24 protein-coding genes and 1 other annotated feature are annotated in these 26,564 nt (G+C 51.2%); of the genes, 7 read left to right on the plus strand and 17 right to left on the minus strand.

What is annotated here, in order from left to right; translation table 11 throughout:
- Positions 1–328 precede the first annotated feature (328 nt).
- On the plus strand, positions 329–682 hold the full coding sequence (locus tag KNO98_RS06100) for a hypothetical protein (RefSeq protein WP_214699822.1): 354 nt from the start codon (positions 329–331) through the stop codon (positions 680–682).
- Between the two features lie 14 nt (positions 683–696).
- Here KNO98_RS06100 and KNO98_RS06105 read toward each other — a convergent pair whose 3' ends face one another.
- The 10 genes from KNO98_RS06105 to KNO98_RS06150 form a co-directional block, all read right to left on the minus strand.
- Positions 697–1,422, minus strand: coding sequence for a hypothetical protein (locus KNO98_RS06105; RefSeq protein WP_214699824.1), 726 nt, complete (start codon positions 1,420–1,422; stop codon positions 697–699).
- Between the two features lie 14 nt (positions 1,423–1,436).
- The gene (locus tag KNO98_RS06110) at positions 1,437–2,333 is read right to left on the minus strand and encodes a tyrosine-type recombinase/integrase (RefSeq protein WP_214699826.1); all 897 of its coding nucleotides are present in this window, start codon (positions 2,331–2,333) and stop codon (positions 1,437–1,439) included.
- Between the two features lie 33 nt (positions 2,334–2,366).
- Positions 2,367–4,124 carry a DUF927 domain-containing protein gene (locus KNO98_RS06115; RefSeq protein ID WP_214699828.1) on the minus strand — a complete coding sequence of 586 codons (1,758 nt, stop codon included), beginning with the start codon at positions 4,122–4,124 and terminating at the stop codon, positions 2,367–2,369.
- Positions 4,125–4,187: 63 nt separating this feature from the next.
- Complete coding sequence (locus tag KNO98_RS06120; protein ID WP_214699830.1) at positions 4,188–4,580, minus strand: hypothetical protein; 393 nt, start codon at positions 4,578–4,580, stop codon at positions 4,188–4,190.
- A gap of 193 nt (positions 4,581–4,773) precedes the next feature.
- Positions 4,774–6,003, minus strand: coding sequence for a hypothetical protein (locus tag KNO98_RS06125; RefSeq protein ID WP_214699832.1), 1,230 nt, complete (start codon positions 6,001–6,003; stop codon positions 4,774–4,776).
- 46 nt (positions 6,004–6,049) lie between these two features.
- A complete protein-coding gene (locus KNO98_RS06130; protein WP_214699834.1) occupies positions 6,050–6,928 on the minus strand; it encodes a tyrosine-type recombinase/integrase in 879 nt (292 codons plus the stop codon).
- A gap of 319 nt (positions 6,929–7,247) precedes the next feature.
- Entirely contained in the window at positions 7,248–7,508 is a 261-nt protein-coding gene (locus tag KNO98_RS06135) for a hypothetical protein (RefSeq protein ID WP_214699836.1), read from the minus strand.
- 1 nt (position 7,509) lies between these two features.
- Entirely contained in the window at positions 7,510–7,821 is a 312-nt protein-coding gene (locus KNO98_RS06140; RefSeq protein WP_214699838.1) for a hypothetical protein, read from the minus strand.
- Complete coding sequence (locus tag KNO98_RS06145) at positions 7,818–8,273, minus strand: JAB domain-containing protein (protein WP_214699840.1); 456 nt, start codon at positions 8,271–8,273, stop codon at positions 7,818–7,820. The genes KNO98_RS06140 and KNO98_RS06145 overlap by 4 nt, the downstream gene beginning before the upstream one ends.
- A gap of 136 nt (positions 8,274–8,409) precedes the next feature.
- The gene (locus tag KNO98_RS06150) at positions 8,410–11,097 is read right to left on the minus strand and encodes an Ig-like domain-containing domain (protein WP_214699842.1); all 2,688 of its coding nucleotides are present in this window, start codon (positions 11,095–11,097) and stop codon (positions 8,410–8,412) included.
- A gap of 741 nt (positions 11,098–11,838) precedes the next feature.
- Between KNO98_RS06150 and KNO98_RS06155 the strand changes: the two genes are divergently transcribed.
- Entirely contained in the window at positions 11,839–12,969 is a 1,131-nt protein-coding gene (locus KNO98_RS06155) for an SH3 domain-containing protein (protein WP_214699844.1), read from the plus strand.
- Positions 12,970–13,073: 104 nt separating this feature from the next.
- Here KNO98_RS06155 and KNO98_RS06160 read toward each other — a convergent pair whose 3' ends face one another.
- The 3 genes from KNO98_RS06160 to KNO98_RS06170 form a co-directional block, all read right to left on the minus strand.
- Positions 13,074–15,752 carry a S8 family peptidase gene (locus tag KNO98_RS06160; RefSeq protein ID WP_214699846.1) on the minus strand — a complete coding sequence of 893 codons (2,679 nt, stop codon included), beginning with the start codon at positions 15,750–15,752 and terminating at the stop codon, positions 13,074–13,076.
- 188 nt (positions 15,753–15,940) lie between these two features.
- The gene (locus tag KNO98_RS06165; protein WP_214699848.1) at positions 15,941–17,251 is read right to left on the minus strand and encodes an Ig-like domain-containing protein; all 1,311 of its coding nucleotides are present in this window, start codon (positions 17,249–17,251) and stop codon (positions 15,941–15,943) included.
- A 173-nt stretch (positions 17,252–17,424) separates the two neighbouring features.
- A complete protein-coding gene (locus tag KNO98_RS06170; RefSeq protein ID WP_026825263.1) occupies positions 17,425–17,799 on the minus strand; it encodes a nuclear transport factor 2 family protein in 375 nt (124 codons plus the stop codon).
- A gap of 169 nt (positions 17,800–17,968) precedes the next feature.
- Between KNO98_RS06170 and KNO98_RS06175 the strand changes: the two genes are divergently transcribed.
- From KNO98_RS06175 to KNO98_RS06190, 5 genes are all read left to right on the plus strand, one after another.
- Positions 17,969–20,194: a C40 family peptidase gene (locus KNO98_RS06175; RefSeq protein ID WP_251129956.1), complete on the plus strand. Its 2,226-nt coding sequence runs from the start codon at positions 17,969–17,971 to the stop codon at positions 20,192–20,194.
- A gap of 12 nt (positions 20,195–20,206) precedes the next feature.
- A complete protein-coding gene (locus KNO98_RS06180; protein ID WP_214699852.1) occupies positions 20,207–20,491 on the plus strand; it encodes a hypothetical protein in 285 nt (94 codons plus the stop codon).
- A gap of 34 nt (positions 20,492–20,525) precedes the next feature.
- Positions 20,526–20,660: a hypothetical protein gene (locus KNO98_RS14765; protein ID WP_256442693.1), complete on the plus strand. Its 135-nt coding sequence runs from the start codon at positions 20,526–20,528 to the stop codon at positions 20,658–20,660.
- Positions 20,661–20,841: 181 nt separating this feature from the next.
- Positions 20,842–21,074, plus strand: a binding site (T-box leader).
- A gap of 55 nt (positions 21,075–21,129) precedes the next feature.
- Positions 21,130–22,461, plus strand: a complete 1,332-nt coding sequence (gene trpE / locus KNO98_RS06185) for an anthranilate synthase component I (RefSeq protein WP_214699853.1) — start codon at positions 21,130–21,132, stop codon at positions 22,459–22,461.
- A complete protein-coding gene (locus tag KNO98_RS06190) occupies positions 22,458–23,033 on the plus strand; it encodes an anthranilate synthase component II (RefSeq protein ID WP_214699855.1) in 576 nt (191 codons plus the stop codon). The genes trpE and KNO98_RS06190 overlap by 4 nt, the downstream gene beginning before the upstream one ends.
- A 3-nt stretch (positions 23,034–23,036) precedes the next feature.
- On the opposite strand, the gene KNO98_RS06195 is transcribed toward KNO98_RS06190, so the two are convergent.
- The 4 genes from KNO98_RS06195 to KNO98_RS06210 are packed head-to-tail and all read right to left on the minus strand — an operon-like array spanning position 23,037 to position 26,558.
- Positions 23,037–23,732 (minus strand): ferredoxin reductase domain-containing protein, encoded by a 696-nt coding sequence (locus KNO98_RS06195; protein WP_214699857.1) that lies wholly within the window; start codon positions 23,730–23,732, stop codon positions 23,037–23,039.
- A gap of 17 nt (positions 23,733–23,749) precedes the next feature.
- Positions 23,750–24,502, minus strand: coding sequence for an iron ABC transporter ATP-binding protein (locus tag KNO98_RS06200; RefSeq protein WP_214699859.1), 753 nt, complete (start codon positions 24,500–24,502; stop codon positions 23,750–23,752).
- On the minus strand, positions 24,499–25,557 hold the full coding sequence (locus KNO98_RS06205) for an iron chelate uptake ABC transporter family permease subunit (RefSeq protein ID WP_047794929.1): 1,059 nt from the start codon (positions 25,555–25,557) through the stop codon (positions 24,499–24,501). Before KNO98_RS06205 ends, KNO98_RS06200 begins: the two co-directional genes overlap by 4 nt.
- Positions 25,554–26,558 carry an ABC transporter permease gene (locus KNO98_RS06210; RefSeq protein WP_214699861.1) on the minus strand — a complete coding sequence of 335 codons (1,005 nt, stop codon included), beginning with the start codon at positions 26,556–26,558 and terminating at the stop codon, positions 25,554–25,556. Before KNO98_RS06210 ends, KNO98_RS06205 begins: the two co-directional genes overlap by 4 nt.
- Between the last annotated feature and the right edge of the window lie 6 nt (positions 26,559–26,564).

The raw sequence follows: 26,564 nt of genomic DNA on the forward strand, positions 1-26,564 counted from the left end.
TCCGCATGCGTTCATCTTATATAGAAGAAACTCGTCATCTGGACCAAGTGCTAAGGGCTATATCACGTCCCTGTTTGAACGCTATTGAAGCAACAATTGTCGTTATGTAATTCGTCTTGTACGTCCATCATACGGCATTTCCCCCTTTTCCCCATCAGACCCAAGGCGTATCTTTAAATAACCGTCGTGATCATCCCTATTCGTTGAAACGAGCGCTTCCAAAAGCATTCCCCCCGTTTTTCAAAATAGGCATTTCAGAAACAAAGCGGAATCGTTATCCTTTTTGAAGAGTCTACTAAATATCAATTCGATGGAAGGGACGTGTGTTATGAACACAGAAGAAATATTAAAAGTCGACGTTAGCCTACTGGATTACTTTTTAATCTTAACCGTAATCTTCACGATCTTCAGTGTCTTGTTAAAAGTGACCTTGTCACAAGAGAAGATGGATTTTGATGCTGTAAGTCATCTTGCCTTCACCATATTAAAACTATTCGGCTACGGGCTCTTGGCAGGATTAATCTACTTCTATGCACATAAGGGATTCCAACAGATTGACGTGTTGACGCTCTTCACGTTCATGCTCGCGACGTTTGAAGCCGGTCATTGCCTATCCATCGTCGTCAGTAACCTAATTAAGTCCGTGGTCGGCTTTTCAAACGTTGTCTCAAAAAAAAGATAGCAAGGTCTCCCTTGCTATCCTCGTAGTGCCCCGTCGAGCTGTTCTGCATAACCGTACTTCATAAAGAATTCCGCAAGTGCCACCTCAACGACGTCACGTTGCGTCACATTGAACTCGTTGCTGAAGTCACTCAAGAGGGTCATCAAAGAGGTCGGGAAGGCGAGCGTCTTGTTCGCCTTTGCCCCCCTGAACCGATAACGTGGCAATGTCCCGTCCTGTGTCTCTCCGAGCAATGCCTCGAGTTTCTCCCGATTGGATGCGAGAAATTGAAGGAGCTCGACGTATTGATCGTCCATCGTACTCGTCTTATCTTCATATCGAGGGCCTGTTCTCTCCTTCTCGACCTTCGCGACTTCCGTATATTCATAGTTCTCGATCTCGTTGTTCCAGCGATATCCTTGGCCAAGCATGTACTCTCCGAGCTCGTCCACGGTCTCGAACCCGTTCCGTCTCGCGATTTGACGGATGTTCTTCTCACTCTGATTCAATTGACGGATGACTTGTCCCGCCTTGGTCGCGAGATGTTTCGACTCTTCCTGTGCGCTCGTCTTCTTTTCGGTTCGAGGGATGAATGTCTTGCCGTCCCATCGGAACCCTTTCCGTCTAAAATACATATCCACGCCCGACCAGCCATGACCGAAGTAATCCGCGATCTCTTGCTTCGTCTTACCTGACTCGAGTAGCTCAAGTGTCTTCTGGATTTTCGGATCGTCGTAGCTCACATTCTGACTCGCATCCATTCGCACGACCTCCTTTAAAATTTGATTCGATTGATGGCGTCCGCAAGGTCGTCCTGTTGCACATGCATATAGACAGAGGTCGTCCGGACATCCGCATGCCCGAGCAGTCGTTGGATGACCGCGACGTGCGTGTCCTGTTTGACGAGATGACTAGCGAACGAATGGCGCAGGATATGGCTCGTGACGTGCTTCTTGAAGCCGATCTTCTCCGTCGCCTCTTTGAGCACCCGGTTCACATACTGCTCGCTCACCGTCCCCGTCCGTTTCAGTGCGAAGAAATAGAGAGAGTCGGTCTCCGGCCGTGACGTCTCGAGGTAGTCACGCATGTGTCCGACCAGTCGATCGTTCATCGGGACACGTCGGTTCTTTCCGCCCTTCCCGTTGATGACGTCGATATAGCGCTCCTCGAGGTTCACATCGTCGAGCGTCAGATGGATACATTCGTTCACTCGGATACCTGTATAGGCCATCATCAGGACGAAGTAATGGAGGACGGGATGGTCGACCGCTTGGATGATTCGTTCGATCTCTTCCCCTGTCAGATACACCCGTTCGCTATGAGGCACTTTTATTCGCTCGAAGTCCTCCATCGGATTCTCGTCGATGACACGTTTCTTGCGCATCGTCTTGAAGAACGTCGACAGGGCGTTGATCTTCCGGTTGATGGTACGCGGTTTGCTATTCTTTTCTTTTGCCAGATAGTCGATGAACCCCTCGATGTCCTTCAGTTCGACCTCATCGACGAAGATGGGACCGTTCCACTCAATCGCGAGCCACCGTTGGAACTGGTTCATGTCGACCTTGTATCCTCTCAGCGTCTGTTCGCGCATCCCTTTCCGTTTCGCCCAGTCCAAGAAGTCCTGTATCGCCTGTCCGAACAACAGGTCGTTCGTCTCGTTTGATTGTCTCATTCCGTTGCCTCCTATTTGGTTACATGCCCATGCTCACATCAGTTCCTCGAGCTCTTGTCGCTCAACCCGTAGGTTATAGGTCGTGTCCTCCAACTTTCGTGGCACACGACTCTGTCCGAGAGCCGCCTTCCGTTCGCTCGTCTCGTCTGCTTCAAAGATCCGCGTCCGTTTCGTCGGTCGGTCCCCCTCCGTCAGCAACCACCTTCTTGCGCGCCACTCCTTCAGCACCACTTTCGGTTCGTCATAGCCGAGCTCTTTCAAATGTCGTTCCAGTACAGATTTCAAGATCGCGACCTCGAAGTGGTCTTCCCGGTCGAAGATTTTTCCCCATGTCTTCTGGTTATCATGTCGTCGCCCCTCGACCTTGAAGTGATTCTGGTGCTCGATGACACGTTCGATGATTTGTCTCCATGCCTTCAGACCGATATCCCGTTGGTCGTTCGCCGTCTCCTCCTGTTCTTTCAGGAAACCGAGGATACGTTCCGTCGAGAGGTCGATATCAAGCGCCTCGTTCGCCAGTTCCGCCGCCGTCAAGATGATGGCATACTTCTTCGCCACACGGTCCCGAAATGGTGTGTCCACGAGCGCGTCCTTACATGTTTCCTGCCATCGCTTCCACGTCTCGTCGATTCGTTCATGTCCTACTTGAAGGATGTTCTCGATGAACGTCTGTCCAGCGTGTCCATAATGGTCTTGAATGACCCCACGGATCGCGTCCGCATGGTGTGCTGATAGCGTCCATTGCACCTGTGACAGCTCAAAGATCCTCACCGTCAGCCCGATGTTGCGGTTGGTGCGTGCGAAGATGGACTGTTCCCCTGTCGAGATGATGCCGAGCGCCCATGTCCCCTGTTTCCGTTGTTGGATGGTGTCGGTCAGTCGTGACTTCTCCTGCCCGGAGGCGAGCACATAGAGGACGTCGGTCAACGATTCGGTATTGTTCATCGAGAGCTCGTCGAGCACGATCGGGATACCGTAATTCCCTCCCAGCATGTTCAGGAGTGCGTTCGTCGTCCCGTTCCATGTCTTGCCGAGTCCCTTCTTACGCTGCGACGGCATCCCGAACGGAGACACCGCGAGCAGTGCAGCGGTCGTCTTCCCTTGCGTGCTGTTCCCGGCGAGGTGCGTCACGAATGTGTCCACATCGTCATAACGGCGTGCCAGATATCCGACGATGGCCGATGCGAACCCTGTCGCGAGGATCGCCTCGAGCGGGGCATGTCCCCTGACATGCGTCCGGACCATCTCGCACCATGTCCTTAGCTCACCTTTCGGGGCCAGTTCATAGTTGCCGTTCTCGCTGTCGTTCTCGGGTCTCAGGACGCCGCCTTGCCCGATCATGTGATGGTGTCGGAAGACTAGCTCACCTTTGTCGCCTTCATGCTTGTGCCAGCCGACGAGATGATACTTTTCCCGATGCGGTGCGAACTTTTGTTGCTTCCGTAAGAACGTCGCGATCAGCCGGACCGCCTCGTGGGGCAGGTCGACCCCTTTCGCCATAAGCTTCTGCAGCTCGTTCGGAGAAATCTGCCCCATCCCGATTTCGATGTTCTGATAGCTTCCCTTATAGAGGTAGGTGAGCCCGAGATGGACGTCTTTCGTGTCGAGGTTTTGGACCGTCTCGCTGATGAACAACGGGTCACATAGCCATCGCTCCCCTGTCGGTCTTTGCTCATCCTTGATATACAGCCCCGTCGGTTTGAGCATGAAATCATTGATTTTATATTGTTGGCCATGCTCGATATCCTCTCGATTGATATACTTGCCTGTCACATTTGCTGTGTTTTGCATTCCTGTTCCCTCCGTCGTTTAGAGTGGACGGGGAGGCGCTTTGCTCCCCTCCATCCCATGTGTTCATTCTGGCAGTTCGTCTTGTTCGTCATAATTCTCGAACCATGCATCATTGAACACATCCACGACATTGGCATACGTCTTCCCCTTGTGCACATTGTGCTCAATCTCGACCCCACAGGTCCGTCCGACGAGCTCCGTCACATCAATCTCTTCCACGTCCCCGAGCGTCGAGTCGACAAGTTTCTCGAACATCGAGTTCCCCCCCGCATACACCAGCATGTTCTTCTTCAGACGATAGCCACTTCCGAGGTCGAAGTACACGTCGACCCGGTCCGTCTCCCCATACATCGGGTTATTGATTGGCTCGACCTCTTTGATGTCGATGATGGTCGCGCCGTAGTGCCCCTCTTCCGGTAATTTGAATGATGCTTGCTGTTGTCTTGAGAATTTCATAATTGAATTGCTCCCTTATCATTTATTGAACCGAGTCTTTTGTCAGTTCTTGCTCTAAATATTAAAGGAGTGATAGACCCTTGGCTCTTTGGAATTTTTAATAAATTTCGGGTTAAAGGGTGCTAATTTTTTAAAAATTTTTATCATTTTAAAAATGGTCTAATCTCTATAAGAGACTAGACCATCAATTCGTTCAAATATTATTCTTCTTGCTCATTCTCTTATGATTAAGGTTTTTATACTCCTGTATACCTTCCATGACCAGTTGAAAGGTCTTTTGACTAAAGTCGCCAAAATTCTCTTCTTTCTGGTTCGGACGGTAGCCATTAGCGATAGAGTCAATCGAATAGATAGTTTTAAATCGTTTCATATCACATGAATCGGATTTCAAGGCGACAAGACTATTTGTGCACTTTCTGATATGGACAACAGTCATAATGGCGTATAGAATTAGATAAATATTCTTTTTCCACACTATTTTGTCTGTACTCTTATCCTTAAAGTAAAGGTCGATATATGATTCACGATAAGTCAGGATTGGGATTAACAAGACCTGCAACAGATCCATAATCGCACGTCTTTTATCAGATTCGGATGCGTTCAACATATTTTCTTCTATTGACTTAGCTATTGCGTTGACTGTCTCAAAACCCATATTGTTTTCAAGCTTATAGTACTGTATGTTTTTGTACGCTACTTCAAAATCCTTCTCGATGCGTTCACGCAAGAACAACGTTAGTTCCTCGAATTGCTCAAATGATACTTTCTTTATTTTTCCCTTCTCAGTGATGAATCGCTTGTACGTCAGTTCAATCGACTCATTTTGTATCGTTCCAAGTTTCAACTCCGTAAATGTTTTTAATTCATGCAATTGGGATGGTAGAATTTTCACTCCTTCCTTCCTTTGAATTTTCGCTCGTCGTCTCTCCGCCTCATCTGGTGACTTTGTCATTTCTAGTTCTTTAAGTCTCCTGAATTCATAATTCTCAATATTCTTGTAATTCATGGACGTAAACAACCGCCAAATTTTTTCATATTCTCTGTTCTTCAATTTGTGTATATCATCATCTTTTTTTTGATTCGGATCTAATCTATCCATATATTCTTTTGCGAATTTACGTAAAGATATCGTAGTTTCATTCATATTTTCCATTATTCCCTTGGAAGCTTCTAAAAAGAAAACGTATTCCTGCACAATTTCAACTTCGAGCCCAGGGACTTTATTAATCAGTTCTGGTAAAAGATTTTGAAGTAGCAACAATCTTGTCGGATTCTCGACTTTACTAATCAAATCAAAAAACTTTTCTACATGAAGCATACTTGATGTCACATTCCCACTCAAAAGTAAACTGATGGATTCGAGAGCTTGACGTTGGACTTCCAGATTATTTGTTTCATTTAAGTTTTCGCGATGATTATTCATGATGGGACAACCCCTTTTTGTAAACTTTATACGGCCACTGGTCACATCACAATTTCTCTACAGCAGCTAGCTTCTCCTCCTTAGTCGTTTGAATATAATATTTAGCTGTCATATTGACCGAGGCATGTCCTGTCAATCGACTGACCGTCGTGAGGTCAACTCCCTTTCTTATTAGCCGCGTCGCGAACGTGTGACGAAATAGATGCGGGTGAAGATGTTGTACCCCGACGTCATCCGTTATTTTTGCTAGCCAATCACGTATCGCGTCCCGATGTAGTCTTCCTCCTCGTTGACTGAGAAGTAAATATTGGCTTTCGGAATGACGTGACAGCATCCGCTCGCCCTTCACATATCGGTCAATCAACACCATCACGTCGTGTCTCAAGCTGATTTCTCGCACCTTTCCGCCTTTCCCTCGCACCGTTAAGGTATGGGTCAGACCGTCAATATCGTTTAAACGGATGCTGACCAGTTCCGTCACACGGACGCCGGTATAGAGAAGTAGATAGACGGCTAACTTGTTCCGGATGCTTACTTTCTTCGTGTCCTCGAGGAAAAAAAGGAGACGCTCGACTTCTCTTTCACTGAGCGCCGTCACTTGATGGTCACTCCCTGATGCCATCCTTATCTGGTCACGTCTCAAATCGATACACGCCTCCTCAATCATCCCCGTCTCGTTCAGGTAGTCGTTGTATACTTTCAGACTGTTGATCTTCTTATTGATTGTGGTAATCGCCCTTCGTTCTTCGACGAGTTCGTCCCGATAGCGTAGAAAGTGGAAACGTGTAAGCTCATGACCTTGTGCTTCATTAGCTATTTTCTCTTTCAAGAATCGATAGTATCCTCTTACGTCGCTTGTGTATGATTCGATCGTCTTCTCGGCCAGACCTCGATTGACAAGCCATACCTTAAAATCTTCAATCATCTGATATCCTCCTTTCACGGACGGAGGGGCACGAAAGCCCCGCGTCCATATCGTCATTTGAATCGTTTCGCCCAGTCACCCTCGACCGCCTCTTTTGCCAACTCCGTGATGACCGTGACGAGCACCGGGACCAAGATACGCTCCCACATCGACGCCTCACCCCCTTTCCCACTCACGACAGTTCTATTGTTCTGTCGTGAGTCTGGTCGATGAGAACGCGTCCCCTTCCCTTCGGGTCCATCACTTTTCCAAATACGCTCACCTTTTGACGACTTCTGTCGTGAGTTTTGGGTCGTCCTGTGGCACTTTTGTCGTGAGCTCAGTTGTACGATTCGACCATGCGCTCGAGATGATCGAGGTAGTCACGGGTCACCTGTCGGTATAGCGGTGTCGGGATCGATTCGATATAGCGGCGCACTTTGTCCCCGTCCACATCGATTTCTTGTGAGACATGTTCGGCAAGAAGGATCTCGATCACCTCCTCCTGTTCGAGTAGCTCGCCGTGATACATGTCTGTCGACTCGTTCACTTCCCGATAGTACGTCTCCCCGTCGATGATCAATCGATGAAATGTCGTCATGTCATCCCTCCTCTCGTTTCGCCAGTGGCTTCTTTTCGCCGCACATCAACACACGTAACACGATTTGTTTATCCGAGACCCTTCTTCCGACGAATCCTGTCCACTCTTCTCCAACCTCATCCGTCACGATGTGCGTCTCGAACAATAGTCGCTCGGGTAACCCTTCTCGAAGTGACAACGGTACATACATCTCGTCGACCTCGTCGAGGTAAAGCGTGAACGCCTCCATCGACCATGTGTCTTCTATCGGTCGTTTCCCTGATGCCTGTATCGTTTCGAATAACCAGTCTCGTACTTCTTCCGATGAGTTCATAGATGACCACTCTCTCGAAGCGATAAATAAGTCTCATCACCGATGATCAGATGGTCGAGCAGATGGATGCCCATCAGTTCACATGCCTCTCTCAGACGTTTCGTCACCTCGAGATCTTCTCGTGACGGTTCCGTGCTCCCACTCGGGTGATTGTGTCCCACCATCACAGCGGCCGCGTTCGACAGGATTGCGACCTTCAACACCTCTCTCGGATGAACGAGGCTCGCGTTCAGGCTCCCGATATGGCAGACGTTGACGGAGACGGGCTGATTCTTCGTGTCGAGGCTGACGACGAGGAAGTGTTCACGGTCAAGCCCATCCAAGAATTCTTTCATGAGTGTATAGCCGTCATCCGGTCTGTGGATGGTCCGGCCCTTATAGCGGACACTCCCTTCTTTGACGAGTTTGATGCTGACGATGTCGACACGCTTTGCTGATTGATTCGGTTTCATTGTTTTTCCTCCTTTGGACATAAAAAAGCACCCTGAGCAGCGATGATCAGGGTGTATCAGAGGAATAATATATATTTGAAAAAGAAAGCCCCACACTTCAACTAAGAAGGTGGGGCTAACAAACTAATTGATTTTATTAGTTTGTTACGTTAACTGAACCAGTGAAGTTAACAAGGTTTCCGTTAAGGTCAGTCAAATCAATTGTTGATTCTGGTTTAACAACCAAACCAGTTACCGAAGTAAGTGGTGCACCTAAAGTTACGACGACTTTGTTAGCAGTTAATACTTCAGTAGTCTCAGCGAGTGCGACAGTTGAAGAACCTTGGAAGATTTCGAAGTCTCCTCCGACAGCCGTTTGTGTCAATGCTTCACTGAATGTGATTTCAATCTTATCTTCAGCAATTAAACGAGCCGAAGTAAGTGTTGGAGCAATGTTTTCTTTGAATTCAAACGATCCGTTTTTCACTTCCATTACCGAACCAGCAGCAGTTGCAACGTTTTGGATTGTGTAGTTACGGAATCCGTTTGTTGCAATAGCTCCGTCACGTAATGTCAACTCAACAGTTCGTGCATCTCCTTTGAAGATTGCTCCAGAGAATGGTGATGATACTCCATCGATTGAGTAGTTAGCAAGGTTAAGTGCTGTAGCAGCTGTAACATCACGATCGAAGTTAACAGTGATTTTTTTGTTATCTGCTGATTGAGCTAAGTTTCCAACCACTGCCGGTTTAGTGCTGTCAACTACGCCACCAAGTGTGAACGTGATTGAGCGTGCAACAGATTTGTTACCTTCAGCAGCACCAGACTTAACATCTTCAACGAATCCAGTAGACAAGTTAAGAGTGTAGTTACCAGCAGGAGCAACAACTTTAGATTCACCTGTTCCAGTGTAAAGTGGAATCTTGACTGACATTTCATCAGTTGCGAGAACAGGAGTACCAACTCCAGTTAAAGATTTAGTGATGCTGTTCGAATCAACATATGATCCAGTGAACGTACCAATGTCTGAACGAAGTTTCTCATTGAACTTCACAACAAGGTAACGGTTTCCAGATTCAGTTACTACTTCGTGGCTAACATAGCCTGGTGCTACCGTATCCACAGCGAATTGAATCAAACGTGAGAAGTTAGCAGATAACGGGTTACCAGCCAAGTCTTTAGCAGCTGTGACAGTTACAGTACGTAATGCTGCCGCTTCTGTTCCAGCTCCTGTCAAAGTAAATGTTGCAACTGTTCCAGTTGAATCCAACACGTACTCAGGGTTTACTGTAGCATTGCTAGCAGTGATAACTGCATTGTTATCCGTATCAGTTGACGAGTAAGGACGGATTTTTTCAGAGAATGTTACTTGAACTTTGTTAACATCAGTTGCAACAATTGAAGTTGCTGATGGTTTCACATCGTCACGTACAGTTTTAACAACATTAGCTGTAACTGGGTTAGGGTTGATGATGTTACCTGCAAAGTCTTTCAAACCTGTAAGGGCAAATGTGTAGTTAGCATCTTTAGTCATTGCTTCAGGCAATACAATCGCAAATGACTTCATATCATCGGCAACTTCGACAGTGAGCGCTGTCTTATCAACGAATGTTGGACCTGTAATTGTGAGAGCAGTACGTACTGCTGCAGCGTCAATGTTTAATGGTTCGCTGAATGAGAATACCGCTTCACCAGTTGCTTTGTAAGTAACACCAGCGAATGTTGGACGAATTGTATCTTCAGCAGTGAATACTGGTGAAGTGTATGAAGCGAAGAATACGCCCGCTGCCGTCTTAACTTGTTCGTTAAGGAGACGTACAACATACTTACCATTGAATGATCCAGAAGTTGGAGCCAATGTCAATGTCATTCCATCCGCACTAAGTGAAGCACGAGCTCCATCCAAAGTTACGTTTGAAGTGTCAATGCCTGTAGCTGTTAATTTTCCAGAAAGTAACAAACCATTTGAGTCAATAAGAGTTGCTTTGTCAGCAGGTTTGTTGAATGAGATCGTCAACTCTTTAGAGTTAATCGCCTTAACTTCTTTAACCATTGGAGCTTCGATAGTGAAGTCCATGATTTCAGTTTTCACATCACCAGAAACGAGTTGGAATGAGTGAGTACCAGCAGGGAGTTTCTTAGAAACAGTCAACTTGCCGTCTTTCACCATTGCTTCTTCTTTGATTGGTGTAGCTGAAGTGTCTTTACCTGGGTAAACAACGAGTTCAACTTTTTCACCGTCTTTGAGGTTCTTCACGTCAGCGTTAACTGAGAGAACTTCAGCAGCTTGGTCAACTGAAGAAGATACGTTAGAGATCTCAACTTCAGTAGCAACTACTTTATACTTAACAGTTTTCGTTACAGTACCGTAAGCTTTGTTTGAGTAAGTGAGTGTTCCTTCGAACTCTCCAACTTCTTCAGTTTCGAAACCAGCTACGAAGAGTGGCTTCATGTATTCTACGCCGTCAGCGAAGAGTACAGGTTGAACGCGGATCCCTGAAACAGGAACGCCTTGCTCGAATACGAACTCAGAAGTCGGTTTGATTTCTTGTGCGTGGTTCAAGACGCGGACGCGCTTCTCAACACGGATGCCTTGGCCTTTAACAAAACCTTTAGCAGTTTGGAATACACCGAGTTTGTTCAAGTCTACTGAAGACTTGTACCAGTGAATTTCTCCACCGTTGTAAGTTTTGTCGAGTGTCGCGTCGAGGTCCCCTACGCGTACATAATCTGATGAAAGACGTACTGTCTTTGTTGCTGCGTCTGCCGTAATTGCAGGCGCTACTGCTGATGCTGCTACTGCGAACGCTGCCGCTGCAGTAACGAATTGTTTCTTCTTAGCCATCTGATGAAAATCCTCCCTTAGGTAGATAGGTTTTTCTACCGTCCTTGCCCAACCGATCTCGTTCGGAGTCATGTATCCATAACAATGAATAAAGTACGAATGTTTATGTAACCGACTCTTCTATAGACCAGGCGTTCTCCCCCGGTAGAAGTCTTTTCAAGAATCATCTTGCACAAATTACCAAGACTGTTCTTGGAAAACCTTACATCCATAATATACATAACACTTCCAAGCGACACAAGCGTTTTTTTCGCAAAAATGGTAACGTTTTTGAATTTTGGAGATTTTAGTTTAATTCATTTTTAGATTTACCTATTTTGGAAATGTCGAAATGAGTCGATTTTTGTTGATTTTATGCGATTTAGACAAAAATACTCGTTGAAAACCATTTTTATACCATTAATTGACTATAGTATTTAATTTACAATATCGATTTTTAAAGTCCATTCTAATCCATACATATTTCCAAATTAAAAATCATTGACCTCTTTCACAAAACCAAAGTTATCCAAAATATCATTCCTTATTCCAACTACAAGGGGACAGATGGCTGGTTCGGATTGATTATGGCTGCGGGGACTATTTGCCTATCTAAGATTTTTGAACTGGTTCGATTCGTTTATCGCTGATCCCGTCACGAGAAACTGAAAAAACGGTTCCCTTTTCGTCTGAAACGTGACAGATGTTTTGTCATAGATTGCCCTATACTGAAATCAATGAAAACTTAAAGGAGATTCCACTATGCGACACTTAATAAAAGCATCCATCTCGTTCGGATTGATCGGATGTCTCGTCCTCTCACCGAACGGGTTCGTCCCTTCACTCGATTTAACCGTTCAAGCCAAATCCTCATCGGTGACCGCAACGACTGAACGTGTGACAACGGAATATACGAAAGTGTACGCCTCACGGTCGAAGCAGGCGAAGCTCGTCTTCCCGCTCACGTTCGGTACGACCGTCTATCAAAATGCGACGTCCGGCAGTTGGACGAAAATCACCTATAAAGGAAGAACGGGATGGGTCCCGTCAGATGCGCTCATGCCAGCCGTACCTTCCTCGACTGACACTCATCTCGTGAAACAAACGACTTCCTTGTTCTCGACGTGGTCGACGAAAGGAAAACAGATCACAATGGTCCGCTTCGGAGATCGCGCCGTCAAGACCGGGGAATATGGCAAGTGGTCCCGCGTGCGCGTCGGCGGGAAGACCGGTTGGCTGCCTTCTAAATATGTAAGTACGCCACTTTCAAACAAACAAATCTCTCGGACGGTATATGGAAGTCACACATACGGGGTCGATACGCAGGCAGAGTACGATGCGGTCTATAAACGGGTGAAGGCGGAATTTGATGCGAAGTATGATTCGCCTGAGTTCGGTCTTGATGAATACGTCTATCGCGTCTTAGACGGCGAGAGAGGGACGAAAGACCGGAACGACCCATCGTTTCGTTCACGCGACAATGCGGGTCTCTTGAGTGCCGAGATGTCATTAGAACATGTCTTTCGTGGCGACATCTCGTTCAAAACTTATGAAAAAATGAACCGGGTCCATCGCTTCTATATTCATTTGAGCTCTAAATACGAAGCAGACGCCGTCGTCGGGGATGACCGCGTCAAGTCTGCCTACGATGACTTATTCCGTCGCAAAACAGACTGCGATGCGGGTGCACAAGTCAAGTCGCTCGTCTACGACTTGGCCGGAATCGACAACGCCATCATCGGGGACGGAGTCACGCATGCAGTGATCTTGTATCAAGTCGAGGAAGGATGGATCGAGCTTGATACCCCTTACACCAAACAAGATATCGACTTCATCAACGCTTCGAACGTCTATCTCTCCTACACCCAAAGAGGCGAGACAATCGCCTACTGACAAAAAGGGGTTCATCCCCTTTTTATTTTGCTCATTTCCTCGAAAGACCAAAAAACGGGTATCCCGATCACTCGGCATACCCGTCTCTCTTCTATCATATAGTCTTATCGTACAGTCACCTTCGTCATCTTGCCCGGGCGACCTTTCAAGTCCTCGATGTGGACGTTGATCGTCTCACTCTTTTTGAGCGCACGTGTCTTCACAGAGAACGTACCGTTCGGAAGGACCGTTCCGCGTCCTAATAACTGATACTTACTGTTGCGGACGACGACACGCATCCCGGCTTCGCCGCGACCCGTGACCGACTTCGCGAAAGAACGGAGCGTGTTCACTTTCGGTTGCCCTGGACGTGCGCCGGCTTTGACGACGACGCGTTCGCTCGTCTCATACTTCCCGTTCGTATAGACGACGCGAAGGACCACTCCTGCTTTTTGCGGTTGAATCGAGAAGGCCGCAATCGTCTGTTTCGACGTGCCTCGTCCGATCAACTTCTCTCCTTTATACACACGGACCGTTGTCCCCGACGCGACTTTCGCCTTGAACGTCGACGAGTTGTCCTGTGCTTTCGCGCCAGAGGCGTTCAATTTGAGCATCGACTCGGCGCGGTAGACGTTCGCCTTCCCGAATCCGCTCACCGGGTTGTAATACACCGGGAGCGTCATGCCCAATTCTTCTAACACATACTCGAACCCGTCACTCATGCGTGGGTCGTACGGTGCGTCCCCCCCCGAGAAGGCGATCGGGTCCGCCGTCCGCTGCAAGAGCGTCCGTACGTCTTCGACCGAAAGATCCGGGTGATACGACTTGAGGAGCGCGACGGCTGCAGCGACATGTGGTGTCGCCATACTCGTCCCGTCCATATAGACGACGTTCCCGTCCGGTATGAGACTCGCCACTTTCGAGCCCGGTGCGACGACATCGACACCGATACCGTAGTTCGAGTAATCCGAGACGATCCCGAAGGCGTTCGTCGCGCCGACCGAGATCGTATATTTCGATGATGCCGGATACGATACGCGTGACTGCGCATCGTTCCCTGTCGCCGCCACGATGACGACGCCACGGTCATACGCATACTTCAACATGTAACCGAGCGTACGGCTCTCGTTGCCGCCGAGGCTCATGTTGATGACTTTCGCCCCTGCGTCGACTGCATACTTGATCCCGAGTGCGATTTGGTCCGTGTCGCCAGAACCGCCCGCATCGAGCACTTTCACCGGCAGAATCGAGACGTTCGGGACGATCCCGCGCATCGAGACGCCGTTGTCACGTGTCGCGCCGATGACGCCGGCGACGTGTGTCCCGTGACCGTGGTCATCGATCGCGTCGCCTTCCCCGTTCGGGTCGACGAAGTTCTTCGCGTTTGCGACATCGACCTTGCCTTTTAGGTCAAGGAGACGATGGTCGACCCCAGTGTCGAGGACGGCCACTTTGATCGACCGTTTCGGCAAGTTCAACGCCTCATACTTGTCGAGGCCGATCCCTGCATTCGCGAACGGCTCGAGGACCGACTTCTGGTTGATCGCCCATTGGTAGTCGAGGCTGACGTCGGTCGCGAACGACTGATACGTCTGGACCGGCTCGATATACTCGACGTTACGGTCCGACTCGAGCGTCGACTTCGCCTGTGCCTGCATCTTCGTCGACGCTTCTTCTACATCGACGAGCGCGAAGTAGTCAGACGGCTTCCCGATGGCGATGCGCTCGGCCGAGACGTCGCTCATCGCGTTCATCTTGCCGATCGACGTGCTCGGTGACGATTTGTATTTGACGATGTAACGCGGTGCGTCACTGCCGTCCGTTTGGATCGTCATTCCGATTTTGCCGAAGAGGTCCGTCACCGGGGTCCCGGCGAGCGAGTCCATCTCGAGCGCTGTCGCGATCTCGCCGATTTCGCCTTGCAACGCGGTCGGTACGCTTGCGTCGACCAAGGCGTGGAGACGGTTGATCGCCGAGGCGTCCTGGGTTTTGAGCGTATACGCCTTCTTGTCGACGAGTGCCGTCAACAACGGACGGAGCGTCTTCAAGTCGGTGAGTGCTGCTTTGCGCTTCTCGCCGTCAAACGTGATCGCCTTGACGATATACGGTGAGGCACGGTAGTAAAGGGCCGACAAGTCGCGACCTTCCTGTGACGTGCCGAGTACTTCACTTTGGACGCGACGGATGAGCTTGAGCATCGAGTCACGTTCCGGTGCCGGTTGGACGATCGATTCGACGGCACACATGTCGCCGCCGACCTGCTCGTATTTGACCGGGAGTTTGACCGGGTTGACGACGAGCTTGATGTCGGACGCGAACATCGAGAGGTCTGGTGCCGGTGGCTCTTCGCCTTCCGGTACCTCTTCTGTCGGCATGTCCATCATCTCTTCGCCGAGTTCCATCGGCATATACTCGACCTTGATGTAGTATGGACCTTCCCATGCGAACGGGAAGTCGATCTTGGCCGTCTGTTCTTCCTCTTCCTTCGTCGCGCTCGCGCGGTAACGGTCGAACGTCTCATCCTTCGCCGCCATGTCGGCACTCGGGTAGACGCTGATGTTCGCGAGCTTCGAAGATTCGAACGTGACTTCCATATGTGTCATCGCGGACGTCTCTCGTTCCATCTTGAACCAATACGTGTTGACCGGGTCCGTGCCGGTCGTGAACTCGAGGGCTTCCCCCGGAGTGAGTAATGTGGCATTGATCATCCCGTCTCCGCTGTCAGCGAGTGCTGGCGGCAGGAACGAGAGGACGAGGACGAGAACCGTCACCATCGCCACGAACTGCTTGAATCGTGCTTTCATGTTTTCCCCTCTTTCGTTTGTTCTGGAGCATATGCCCCACATCGTTCTACGGTATTTATCGGTTCATGTTTCAAAAATGTAACAAAAATGTTTCGACAATGTTTCAACCCATTCGTCGAATCGTCTTTCTTCCTATAACGAGAGAGATCTTCGCATACAAAAGACCGGTATCTCCACCGGTCCTTCAATTAGTAACCTGCGTATTGAAGCGATTGGATGAAGGCGCGTTTTTCCGCACCTGATAAGTTGAACTCGAGGTCGAATTCGCTACCTTCGATTGTGACGACGATCCGGTTTTCCGGACGGACATACTTGTCGACGAAGTTGATGAGTTTCGCATTCGGAACGAAGAATGTCGATTCTTCGATTGAACCGTCTTCATGCTCCACGTAGCCGACATCGAGCTCATCGATTTTTTGCGTATATGTCGCTTTGCCGACACGAAGCTTGAAGCTTTCAAATCCAGCAAGTTCTCCATCTTCCGCATAATAACTGAGAAGGAACTGCATGCCCGCTTTCGTCGGATGACCGAAGAAGAACGGCGTGAACGTCTCCGCATATTTCGTCTCCGAGTTCGCATAGAACGTCGCTTTCGGGAACGTGAGCTTCACACCTTCAATATAAAAGCGATGGAAGTCATGATAGAGTGCATGTTGCACCGTGATCGCTTTTGGTTTACTGACGTTGCCTGCACCGTCGCGGATGACGAGTGACATCTTCTGTCCCATCTTTTGAGCAGGGATCGGGACGATGAACCCACCGTGTGACATGACCGGTGCCGTATACGTTTTGCTGCCGATTGTGACGATGGCCGTCGAATATGGTTCTGCCTTACCGTAAACGCCACGCATCGATGCCGTCACCGATTTCGTCAACGTTGCCGGTTTTGGTGCGTACCGGTCTTTGTAGACGCTACGTTTTGACACGTCGCTCGTCGCGCCTTTCGTCGTGACCGTCTTCGCTGAGAGCCACGAGTAAGCAGGTTGAGCTACAATCCCACGACGATAGAGACCGTTCGCATCGAACTTCCCTTTATACGTCTTGTCGCCGATCGTGAGCTCGACGTATTGTCCCGGCTCCCCGAGGACACGCACTTCGCGCGATGTCTCCGTCAACGGTTTGATGACCGGTGCGTCAGGACGTGCTTCCGGGTCTTCTGCGACGATCGCACGCGTCGTCTCACTGATGTTGCCGCTCGAGTCGACGAGACGGACATCGATCACTTTGCCGATTGACTGCGGGGACATCTTAAAGATGGCCTCGCCACCTTCTAAGATCGTACGGACGTACGTCTTACTGTTGATCATGATCTCCGCTTTCGCTGCGACCTCACCTGTGATCGTGAGTGAGTTCGACGTGTGGAGTGGTGCTGATAATACAGGGGCGTCAGGTGCTGTGACGTCTTCAGTCGTCTCCGCGTTGACGACTGTTGAAGGAATGATTCCTCCGAATGCGAGCGTAGTCGCTAAGAAAAGAGCTGCATATTTTGGTTGCTTCATAATGAATTTGGGTCCTCCTCAGGAATAATGACAATCGTTTACAAAATTATTATAATCTGTCCTTTTTCAAAAAGGTACATAATTTTTCTAAAATAGGCATATATTTTTCAAATTCACATTTCCTTCATTTAATAAAAAAGACACTCCCTTAATGTGGAGTGTCTAAACGCTTATTATCCTTCGTTGATCATCGTCGCTTGTCCGCCTTGCCATAACCAGACGCCATCTTCTTTCGTATAAAGATGAAGCATCCAGAAGCGACCTTCGTACGCGTTCGTGCCGAGGATGAACTTTTCTTCTAACAAGAGTTGGACGACGGCGAGGTCGCCGCGTACCGTCTCGTCGAACGTCACCGTCTCCTGTGCGATCCATTGAATCGCCGTCGGGTCGACGTACTGGTCCAAGAACGTCTCTTTATCGAACTGACGCCCGCTCGAATCGACATATCGGAACGAGTCGTGCATGAGCGCCCGCATCGCGTCGAGATCGCCGGCCACTTGATGGGCCGACCGGTCGTCAGAAAGTTGTTTCATGTTGAGTGTCTCCATAGTTGTCCCTTCCTTTCCCCGTCCATCATAGCACAGATGACGAACAGCGAACGAGTGGAATGCAGAACATCGAATGACTCAATCATTTCCCTCTTATCGAAATATGCAACCTATTTCACATCGACTACATATATACTAAAAACTGTAAATTTCATGAATCGAGGTGGAAATGTTGAAACGAATCTTCAGTTTGCTCTTACTCTTTACATTCTCTTGGACACTCACCGCTCAAGCGGTCGGGTCAGATGCCATGTTTCGTGTCGGCACGACCCTCTATGCCGACCCGGAGGAATCGATCGTCCTACTCGTGACGGATGAGCCGCAACGAGTCGAGATCCATAACGTGACCGAGACGCATACGTCAGTCACGGTCGACGCGCAAAACGGATTCGTCCGAAATGACGCCTTGGTGCACGCCGTCACACGTTACATCCAAACGGAAACGGATACGCTCGATGCTGCCGGCAATCCGGTCGCAACACTCCCAATCGGGACAGCCGTCGACGTCTTCGACCTCGAAGGCGATCGCCTTCTCACGACGGACGGGACGTATGTCGCCCGTGACGCCCTCGGGGAGACGATGCCGGAAGCAGTGACCCGCTACGCGAAAGCAGGCGCGGTCGTCTTATCCGCTCCAGACGGGGAAACAATCGCTGAACTCGAAGCCGGGCAGACGCTCGACGGTTTGGTCGTCGGTTCGATGCTTCGTATCGAGACGGCGGACGGCTTCGGCTATGTCGCCCTTGAGGCGACGAGCACTCGTCCGATCAAGACGGGCACCCAGTTCGTCTTGACGACATCGCCTTACACCGATGCGTCCGGCAAGATTATCGGCTCCCTCGTCCGCGGTGAACAGACGAGCGTCTATGGCACCATCGGAGACATGGCCCGCCTCTTCAAGGACGGCGCATACGTCTACATGAAACGCGACGTGCTCGCAGACAAGATGCCACGCTACACGAAGACAGGCAGCCGCTATGCGCTCGCCGCGATCAACATCTATCAGGACACGGACAAGAAACAAGTCGTCGGGTCGCTGAAACGAAGTCAGCTCGTCACCATCTACGGGACGGACGGCGACTTCACACGCATCTATACGCGCGGCCAGTTCCTGTTCGTCGAGACGAAATCGCTCGGCACGACAAAACCGGCACCGCTCAAAACGGGTGAACGATACATCACGAAAGACACGCCGGTCTACGCACGGACGGTCCTGTCCTCGAAGACATCTCTCAGCCTGAAGCGCGGACAACTCGTCACCATTTACGGGACGAAGGGCAACTATACCCGCATCTTTACGCAAGGCAACTACTACTTCATCCCGACGAGCGTGACGAGCACGAAAAAACCGCCTCGCTTCGAATCGACGGGCATGCGGTACTCTCGTTATAACGAGGTCGAAGTGTACGCCTCGACGTCTGTCGTGAAACAAGTCGGTTCCTTGAAGCGTGGACAAGTCGTCGAAACGTTCGGGACGAGTGGATACTACACGCGCATCCGTCTGAACGGGACGTATCGCTATGTCGCGACGGGCTACCTCGCCGTCTCGAAACCGACCGCGAAACCGAAGGCAGGAACGGTCTTCTATACGCAGTTCAACGGGACACCGTACTTCTCGGCTGACGTCGCGTACGGTCGTCCGGCAGGCACGTTGCCACGCGGAACGAAACTCGTCGGGCTTCGCTCGATCGATGCCGACTTCTGGCACGTCCGTCTTCCGTCCGGGAAACGCGTCTACGTGTTGAACCCGTATATCGCCGAGACGAAACCGAAGGCGATCCAACCGGCGAGCGTCTATACGGCCGCCCACTACGGGACGACGAAAAAGACACCGTTCTATGCCAACCCGAACGACAGCCGTCCGATCGGGTATCTCGATGCCGGACGTCGCATCTACCCACGTGGGAAGAGTGGCGACTCGTATCTCATCCAGTACGACTGGCGCCCCGTCTACGTCAAGACAAAAGACGTCCGCATCAAACAGGACGCCTTGTTGAAGAAACGCGACACCTCGCAAAAAGAGCGTCTGATCAACGCCGCCGTGAAACATCTCGGGACACCATACACATGGGGCTCGCAGTCACCGCTGAACGGCGGGTTCGACTGTTCCGGTCTCATCCATTATGCGACGAATCAGGCCGGGAAAGTCGGCGGTCGCACGAACGTGTCAGGCTATTGGTATAGCGGACACTTCAAGAACAAACGGACGGGCGTCACGAATGGTCGTCGCGGGGATATCATCTTCTTCGCCGGCACGTACAAATCCGGTCCGTCCCATATCGGCATCATGCTCGATGACGAGTTCTTCATCCATGCCGGGGGCGAGATGCTTCAAATCAACTCGGTGCACGACCCGATGTGGCGTCCGTACTTCCTCGGGTACAAATCGTTATAAGGAGGAATCTCCATGTTTGAGTTTATTGATCCATTTTTATGGCAGCTCGTCATTGTCCCGATTTTGACAATCGGGATCGGTGTCCTAACTGCTTGGAGAACGAAACGGTTCTGGATTGGTCCAGTTGTGACCCTCCTATTGAATGGAATCATCGAAAAAACGATGGCAATGGTGTATTACAACGAGAGCTTCTTGAGTATAGAGTCGTTCAGTTCATTCACAATCATCAACGCATTCTTCTCGCTCTTCGTCTCGTTCGTGCTCGTCGGCCCACGCAAAACATCGAAATCTGCCTGATGTGTCGTGATTCATCATTAAAGGAGGACACTCCATGTTTCACTATATCGACCCGTTCCTATGGCAACTCGTGATCGTCCCAACGTTGACAATCGGACTAGGGGTCGCCATCGCACTGCGCCTGAAGCGTTTGTACGCCGCTCCCTTGATCACGCTTTTCGCCTATTGAGTCCTAGAGTGGTTCATGTATCGGGGCACCCTCTTCTTCTTTACAAAGTGGTGGTTCCTTCCCCTCCTGGCGTTGGGGATCACGTTCACGTTCATCGGCAAACGTCAGGTGGAGCACCCTTCGGTCAAATGATGCTTGACAATGCATCTTTATCCCGTTAAAGTAACGATAACATTCATACGAACTCGCGATGAGAAAGAAGAGTAGCGCGAAGGGACGTCTTCAGAAAGCCGGTGGTCGATGCGAACCGGTGTCGTGCCTTGCGTGAATGGGCTTTTGAGCGTTCAGACCGACATGTAGGCTCTGACGGGTCCTCCCGTTATCGGGGACAGCGAATGATGGTTCGCGATGAGTGGGAAGACAAGGCGTCTTTCAACGAAGGTGGCAACACGGGGGAATCTCCTCGTCCTTCATGTCCGATCGGGCATGCGGGACGGGGAGATTTTTTTAGTTTAAGGAGGAGATGTGGATGCAACAACTTATGATCAATGGTGACGAACTCACACCGGTGGCAATCTTCCACCGACTGCAAGGTGAACGAAAGGTATTACTCGAGAGTCGCGCGGAAGGCAAACATGGCCGCTACTCGATCATCGCTGCGAATCCGGTCGAAACGATCCTGGTCGATGGGAACGACGTGACAGATGCAACAGGGACAATTTATGCGGACGACCCGCTCCATGCCTTATCCGAACGCATCACCCGTGACGACTTCACTGCCCCGTACCCGTTCATCGGCGGTGCCGTCGGCTATATCGGCTACGACTTGCTTCGGGTGTATGAACCGATCCCGAACACACCGACCGTGACGCGTGATTTGCCGGACGCCCTCTTCCAGCGCTATGAGACGGTCGTCTTATACGACCACCTCGAAGAACAGGTCATCTTGCTTGATACGAGTGAGACGGATGCTACGATGCGACTCGAGTCCATCCGCGTACAGCTCGAGACACCGGAGACGCACGCCCTCGAACCGGTCGTCCGGACGAGCGAGCAGATTTTGACACCGAAGGATGAATTCATCGACCGTGTGCTCCAGGCGAAAGAGGCAATCCTCGCAGGCGAGGTGTTCCAACTCGTCTTGTCGCAACGAATCGACGCGACGTTCACCGGGGACCCGTTCCACTTTTATCGGACGCTACGGAAACAAAATCCGAGTCCGTACTTGTTCTACATCGACCTCGGGGAAGCAATCGTCCTCGGGGCCTCCCCGGAGAGTCTCGTCCGCGTCGAGAACGGCAAAGTGACGACGAATCCGATTGCCGGGACACGCCCTCGTGGGAAGACGGTCGAGGAAGATATGCGTCACGCGGAGTCACTTCTAAAGGACGAGAAAGAACTCGCCGAGCACCGGATGCTCCTCGATCTCGGACGAAACGATATCGGACGGGTCGCCAAAGTCGGTACAGTCACCATCCCGAAACACATCGAGCTCGAACGATTCAAAAACGTGATGCATCTCGTCTCGGAAGTCGAAGGGGATTTACGTGACGATGTGACGCCAATCGACGCCCTCCGTGCCTGTCTTCCAGCCGGTACCGTCTCCGGGGCTCCAAAGATTCGGGCGATGCAGTTGATTGACGAGCTCGAGACGGTGAAACGGGAAGTGTACGCCGGGGCGGTCGGCTATCTCGACGTCCGTGGTGGATTCGACTTCGCCCTCGCCATCCGGACGATGGTCGTCCAAGGTGACACGGCCCACGTTCAAGCCGGCGCCGGCATCGTCTATGACTCGGACCCTGTATCGGAATATGAAGAGACGCTGCATAAAGCCAAATCCCTTTTGGAGGTGTTCGCATGATTCTCCTTATCGATAACTACGATTCGTTCACGTATAACGTCTATCAGGACGTCGCCCGCTTCAGTGACGTCTGTGTCATCCGGAACGATGAACATACAATAGAAGAAATCCGTCGCATGAACCCGGACGGCATCATCCTCTCCCCCGGTCCCGGTGGTCCACAAGACGCCGGTGTCTCGCTCGCGGTCGTGCGACAACTGTCCGGTTACATCCCGATTCTCGGGGTCTGTCTCGGTCACCAGGTCATCGCCGAGGCGTTCGGCGGGATCGTCGGACGGGCGAACGAGGTGATGCATGGCAAAGTCTCACGGATCAATACGGTTCCTGGTGTCCTCTTCGAAGGATTGTCGATGGACGTCATGCGCTATCACTCGCTCGTCGTACAAGAGACCGAACTGACAGTCACGGCGGAGACGACAGACGGCGTCATCATGGCACTCGAACACCCGACCCATCCGACGTACGGTGTCCAGTTCCACCCCGAGTCGATTGGGACGCCGGACGGACGTGGCATCTTCGAGCGCTTCGTCCAACTGTGCACGAAAAAACCGGGGCACGTGTCCCCGGTTTGAGTGTCAGCCTAAAAAGTCTTCTCGCTGAAAATCATGCTTGTCGAGCTTGATGTTGTCACATGCTACCCCGTTCGACCGGAGCACCTGGATCGTTTCACGCAACAGCTCATCACTGCCGACGATATAGAACAAGCCGTCCTTGTCGGATGCCATCATCTCCACGCGTTCATAGTAGTCTTTCCGACTCGGGACGAACTCCGAGGTGAAATGCTCGTTCGATTCGAAGACGTCACCGAACAGATACGCTTTCGACGAGTCGACGTTCAACGAATGGAGATGCGAAACACCTTCCCTGTTCGCTAAATAGTCGAGGACGACCGGACGGAATGTCGCGAGTCCGACCCCAGCCGATAACAAGTAGACATTCTTCCCACTCCGTTCGAGCGGGACGTTCGAATGTGTCTTGAACAAGGCAACCTTGTCCCCCGGTACCATGTCGCGAAGGATTGATTTGAACGTCGAGCATTCGGATTTGATGCGGGTCGTGATCCCGATCGCCCCTTCGTTTGGCAACGTCGAGATCGACATATGGCGGACGAGGCTCCGGTCCGGCATATCCCCGGCGTTGAACCCTTCGAGCGCGAGATGCGTGTGCGCCCCTTCCTGCCACGTAAATTCAGGTGGCATGGCGAGATGGAACGTGTATGTATCCGGTGCCTCCGCCACTACTTTGGTGATTGGTGTCCAGTCAATTTTCATGTGAATCCTCCCTTTCGTTAATACACCGCAATTGGCCCATACGGACCTTCGATGATATCCAGTTTCGTCTCAAAAATATCGGATAAAATCTTCGCGTCCATGATTTCATCGACCGTTCCGAACGCAGCAATCTGCCCGTCTTTCATCGCACAGATGCGATCCGAATATTTCGCCGCGAAGTTGATGTCGTGGAGCACCGTGACGATCGTCCGTCCGAACTCGTCGGCGACGTGACGCAAATACTCCATCATCTGTACCGAGCGGGCGATGTCCAAGTTATTGAGCGGCTCATCGAGGAGGACGTATTCCGTCTCCTGACAGAGCACCATCGCCACATACGCACGCTGCCTTTGTCCCCCTGAGAGCTCGTCGAGATAGCGGTTCTCGAGCGTGGTCAAGTCGAGGAAGTCGATATATTTCGAGATAATCGCCTCGTCCTCTTTCGTGAGGCGTCCTTTCGAGTACGGGAAACGGCCGAACCCAGCGAGTTGCCGGACGGTGAGCCTCGTCACGAAGTGGTTCTCTTGACGCAGGATCGTGATGATTTTTGCCAAGTCTTTTGACTTCGTGCTCGACACGTCCATCCCGGCGACTTGGATCTGCCCCTCGTCTAAGTTGAGCAACCGTCCGATCATCATGAGCGTCGTCGACTTGCCCGCCCCGTTCGGTCCAATGAGTGAGGTGAACCCGGCTTTCGGGATGTCGAGCGTGAGCGGTCCGATGTGGACGTCGTCTGTATACGATTTTTTGACTTGTTCGATTTGAATCATAGCGACCTCTTCCTTAAAATGACGGCCAAGAAGATGAGTCCACCGAACAGTTCGATGATGACGGAGACGACACTTGGCGTCTGGAATATGTGATACATAAAGAAATATGCGCTCGTCAGGACGAAGAACCCTAGAGCGAACGCCATCGGAAAGACGTACTTATGGTCATACGTCGAGGCGACCTGATAGCTGAGCGTCGCGACTAAGAATCCAAAGAACGTGAGCGGCCCGATGAGCGCCGTCGAGACGGACATGAGGAGTGAGATCAGGACGAGCGTGTAGATGACACTCCTCCGATGGTTCACCCCGAACGTCGTCGCGACGTCCTTACCGAGTGCGACGATATTCAATCGATTCGAGAACAGGAACAAGAGTGTCCCGGCGATGACGACGATCGGGATGACGATGGGAAAGTACGCCACGTCGGCATTCGTCACCGAACCGAACAGCCGCGCCTGCAGGATATCGAACTCGGACGGGGCGAGCATGCGGCGCATGAACGATGACACCGAGTTCAGACCCGTCCCGATGATGATCCCGATGAGCAGCATGAGCTGCAGGTTGGCGTATTTCCCTGACAAGAGCCATCCGTAAAGGAGGAGACTCATCGTCACCATGAGGCCGACCTGTGTCAAGAAGGCGCTTGTCCCCGAGAAGCCGATCAACGCCCCGGCCCCGAAGAAGAAGACCATGCTCGTCTGAATCGTCGAATAGAGCGCGTCGAATCCAAGTAGCGATGGCGTGATGATACGGTTGTTCGTCACGGAGTGGAATGCGACCGTCGCAAGACTTTGACAGAGTGCCGCAATCAACATCGTGACGATGGCGACGATTCGCCGTTCCACGACCGGCACGAATGACGGAGAGTCCATCGGGACCGGATTGTTATAAAGGAGAAGCCCGAGCGCACACAACAGTCCGCCGAGAATGAAGGCACTTAAGAAGAGCCAATAGCGCCTGCTCGCCCGTTTCGATTGAAACGCTGAAGCATGACGTTCTTCTCTCAATTCCCCGATTGATACTTCGACACCGTCTCGTTCCATGACCGTACTCATCGAACCCCTCCCTTCTTCCGTTGTCGCATCAAGATCATGATGAAGACGATTGCCCCGACCGTCCCGAGAATCAGTGAGACCGGGAGTTCGAACGGCATGATGATCGTCCGTGAGATCAAGTCACTGACGAGGATCGCCCCCATCCCGACAAGACAGACCCATGGCAGGTTACTGCGCAAATCATCCCCGCGGAACATCGAGACGAGGTTCGGGACGATGAGTCCAAGGAACGGTAAATTCCCGATGACCGTCGCCACGACACCGACCGATAAGGCGATCAGCCCCGTCGCCATCATCATGAGCTGGTTATAGTTCACGCCGAGGCTCGTCGCGATGTCTTCCCCGAGCCCCGCGAGCGTCAGGCGATTCGCCAGTACAAAGATGAGCACCGTCACGACGATGATGACCCACAGATACTCGTAGCGCCCGATTTGTACCGAGGCGAACGAACCGACGAACCAGCCCTCGATCGCCTGGCTCGCCCGGAAGAACAGACCGAGGAACGTCGAGACGGCGGAGATGACCGCCCCTAACATGAGCCCGATGATCGGCACGATGAGCGACGAACGGAGTTTGACCGAACGTAAGAACCAGAAGAAGACCATCGTCCCGATGAATGCGAAGACGATTGCCCCGGTCATCCGCATCATGAGGCTCGGTGCCGGTACGAGTAAATAAACAGTGAGCAGTCCGAGACCCGCCCATTCGAGCGTCCCCGTCGTCGTCGGTTCGACGAGTCGGTTTTGCGTGATGAGCTGCATGACGAGCCCCGCCATCGCCATCGCCGCACCCGTCAGCATGAGGGCGACCGTCCGTGGGACTCGGGTGATCCAAAACATATCGAAGCCGTCTGTCCGTGACAGATCGTACACCCCGGTAAAGAGCGACAGCACCGCCAAACCGAGGACGATGATCACGGTGAACACGAACGACTTCGTCCACAATCTAGAAAAGGAGGGCTGAGACATCGTCTCAACCCTGGCTGTCAATGGTTTTTGCATGACGGA

Source organism: Exiguobacterium sp. s57 (assembly GCF_018617685.1).
Classification (GTDB): Bacteria; Bacillota; Bacilli; order Exiguobacteriales; family Exiguobacteriaceae; genus Exiguobacterium; species Exiguobacterium marinum.

Excerpts from the sequence above, each read along its gene's own strand:
- KNO98_RS06100 (WP_214699822.1), top strand. The coding sequence starts at position 329 with ATGAACACAGAAGAAATATTAAAAGTCGACGTTAGCCTACTGGATTAC.
- KNO98_RS06105 (WP_214699824.1), bottom strand. The coding sequence starts at position 1,422 with ATGGATGCGAGTCAGAATGTGAGCTACGACGATCCGAAAATCCAGAAG.
- KNO98_RS06110 (WP_214699826.1), bottom strand. The coding sequence starts at position 2,333 with ATGAGACAATCAAACGAGACGAACGACCTGTTGTTCGGACAGGCGATA.
- KNO98_RS06115 (WP_214699828.1), bottom strand. The coding sequence starts at position 4,124 with ATGCAAAACACAGCAAATGTGACAGGCAAGTATATCAATCGAGAGGAT.
- KNO98_RS06120 (WP_214699830.1), bottom strand. The coding sequence starts at position 4,580 with ATGAAATTCTCAAGACAACAGCAAGCATCATTCAAATTACCGGAAGAG.
- KNO98_RS06125 (WP_214699832.1), bottom strand. The coding sequence starts at position 6,003 with ATGAATAATCATCGCGAAAACTTAAATGAAACAAATAATCTGGAAGTC.
- KNO98_RS06130 (WP_214699834.1), bottom strand. The coding sequence starts at position 6,928 with ATGATTGAAGATTTTAAGGTATGGCTTGTCAATCGAGGTCTGGCCGAG.
- KNO98_RS06135 (WP_214699836.1), bottom strand. The coding sequence starts at position 7,508 with ATGACGACATTTCATCGATTGATCATCGACGGGGAGACGTACTATCGG.
- KNO98_RS06140 (WP_214699838.1), bottom strand. The coding sequence starts at position 7,821 with ATGAACTCATCGGAAGAAGTACGAGACTGGTTATTCGAAACGATACAG.
- KNO98_RS06145 (WP_214699840.1), bottom strand. The coding sequence starts at position 8,273 with ATGAAACCGAATCAATCAGCAAAGCGTGTCGACATCGTCAGCATCAAA.
- KNO98_RS06150 (WP_214699842.1), bottom strand. The coding sequence starts at position 11,097 with ATGGCTAAGAAGAAACAATTCGTTACTGCAGCGGCAGCGTTCGCAGTA.
- KNO98_RS06155 (WP_214699844.1), top strand. The coding sequence starts at position 11,839 with ATGCGACACTTAATAAAAGCATCCATCTCGTTCGGATTGATCGGATGT.
- KNO98_RS06160 (WP_214699846.1), bottom strand. The coding sequence starts at position 15,752 with ATGAAAGCACGATTCAAGCAGTTCGTGGCGATGGTGACGGTTCTCGTC.
- KNO98_RS06165 (WP_214699848.1), bottom strand. The coding sequence starts at position 17,251 with ATGAAGCAACCAAAATATGCAGCTCTTTTCTTAGCGACTACGCTCGCA.
- KNO98_RS06170 (WP_026825263.1), bottom strand. The coding sequence starts at position 17,799 with ATGGAGACACTCAACATGAAACAACTTTCTGACGACCGGTCGGCCCAT.
- KNO98_RS06175 (WP_251129956.1), top strand. The coding sequence starts at position 17,969 with ATGTTGAAACGAATCTTCAGTTTGCTCTTACTCTTTACATTCTCTTGG.
- KNO98_RS06180 (WP_214699852.1), top strand. The coding sequence starts at position 20,207 with ATGTTTGAGTTTATTGATCCATTTTTATGGCAGCTCGTCATTGTCCCG.
- KNO98_RS14765 (WP_256442693.1), top strand. The coding sequence starts at position 20,526 with ATGTTTCACTATATCGACCCGTTCCTATGGCAACTCGTGATCGTCCCA.
- trpE (WP_214699853.1), top strand. The coding sequence starts at position 21,130 with ATGCAACAACTTATGATCAATGGTGACGAACTCACACCGGTGGCAATC.
- KNO98_RS06190 (WP_214699855.1), top strand. The coding sequence starts at position 22,458 with ATGATTCTCCTTATCGATAACTACGATTCGTTCACGTATAACGTCTAT.
- KNO98_RS06195 (WP_214699857.1), bottom strand. The coding sequence starts at position 23,732 with ATGAAAATTGACTGGACACCAATCACCAAAGTAGTGGCGGAGGCACCG.
- KNO98_RS06200 (WP_214699859.1), bottom strand. The coding sequence starts at position 24,502 with ATGATTCAAATCGAACAAGTCAAAAAATCGTATACAGACGACGTCCAC.
- KNO98_RS06205 (WP_047794929.1), bottom strand. The coding sequence starts at position 25,557 with ATGAGTACGGTCATGGAACGAGACGGTGTCGAAGTATCAATCGGGGAA.
- KNO98_RS06210 (WP_214699861.1), bottom strand. The coding sequence starts at position 26,558 with ATGCAAAAACCATTGACAGCCAGGGTTGAGACGATGTCTCAGCCCTCC.